General features: G+C 43.8%; 1 protein-coding gene. It reads left to right on the top strand.

All coding sequences use genetic code 11. The features are described from left to right. Positions 1 to 100 precede the first annotated feature (100 nt). A complete protein-coding gene (locus CVD19_RS24165) occupies positions 101 to 1456 on the top strand; it encodes a transposase (RefSeq protein WP_101585722.1) in 1356 nt (451 codons plus the stop codon). Positions 1457 to 1528 lie beyond the last annotated feature (72 nt).

Below are 1528 nucleotides of genomic sequence, written 5' to 3'. Positions count from 1 at the left end.
ATGCCCCAAGACTTTTAAGGCATGAAAAAAGGAGTACCTCCCCAAAATGTCGAAATGAGTAGTTACCACACAAACTCTAACGACTGGAGGAAGACTCCCTATGCCTATTATAAGACAAGGAAGCCTATTTGGCATTCAAGATTTATACGATTTAGAACCTACCCAACGATTTGAGGCTGTTTTCTCTACTATTGACCTGGATTCCGCGGTTTTGGCCGTTTCGAAAAAATCCTGGCTGGGTGCTCCAACCGAGCTCAATTACCCTGCGATGGTCTGTTCTTTGGTCGCCAGATTCATCGAGCGCATCCCGACGATAAAAGATCTTGTGAAAAGATTGAAACATGATTTCATCTTTCGGCTGGAATGTGGGTTCCTGTTTTCGGACCAGGTACCATCCGAATCATCGTATTCCCGTTTGATCGAAAAACTATCAGAGAGCGACGTCACTGAAAAGATAAAAGAATCCATTCTTCTTCAAGCAATTGAGGAAGGTTTTGTAGATGACGAAAATATAGCGATTGATGCTTCCCACTTCGAGGCCAGGGACAAGGCGCCCGCTAAAGAAAAGAAACCAAAACCAGAACCCAAGAAGCGTGGCCGCAAAAAGAAAGAAGAAAAAGAACAATATGACCAACAAAAGCGAGCAGAAGAGCTGAACAAAACGCTTTACGAAAAGACCATCGCCGCTCAGCTTGACGTTTCCCTTGAAGAGCTGCGCTCTGAAATGCCAGTAGAGCCTGCCTGGGGGATTAAGAAAAACAGCGAAGGAAAAAACGTTTTCTGGTATGGATACAAAGCCCACCTGGCTGTTGGAACGAAGAGCCAATATATTATTCAATCCATCATGAGCTCTGGCAGCCTGAATGATGGCAAGGCAGCGATTCCCCTTTTGAAGGGTATTCAAGAGCTGCCGCTTTCCATTCAGTATGGATGCATGGATGCCGGCTTTGATTTCGTTCCCATTTATCAACAACTCTTCCGGATGGATGCCCACTGCATTATTGCCTATAATAAACGTGGCGAGGGAGAAATGGCTGGCTATGACCAGCATTTCGCTCCCACTTGTGTCAGAGAGCATTCATACCGCTATGACAGCTATGACAAGAAATACAAATCCTTAAAATACGTGCGTCCCAAAGAGTGTGAAGGCTGCCCTTTGGCACAAGATTCATTGTGCCAAAAAGTCTATAAAGTCCGGATCGAAACGGATCTCAGAAGATATACGGCCCCGGCAAGAGGTTCCGAAAAGTGGAAGGCTCTCTACTCAGAGAGAACAGCCGTTGAACGAGTAAATGCGTATTTAAAAGAATTTTTCCAGTTAAATAATGTACGGCACCGTAAAGGGAAAAAGGCCAAACTCCACTTTGATTTAGTCACACTTGTTTACAACGCATCAAAATTAGCCGTAGATCGCATTAACCGCATGTTGCAAAGCCAACAAACCGTAGCAGCTTAATTTTTAAAAAAGTAAAATTTAGAGTCGGGGAAGTCTCAACTTTTTAAGAAAGAGCAATTATGAAATTGATTC

The organism is Bacillus sp. T33-2, assembly GCF_002860205.1.
In the GTDB taxonomy this organism is placed as follows: domain Bacteria; phylum Bacillota; class Bacilli; order Bacillales; family Cytobacillaceae; genus T33-2.
This window is presented reverse-complemented; position numbering and strand designations above follow the sequence as displayed.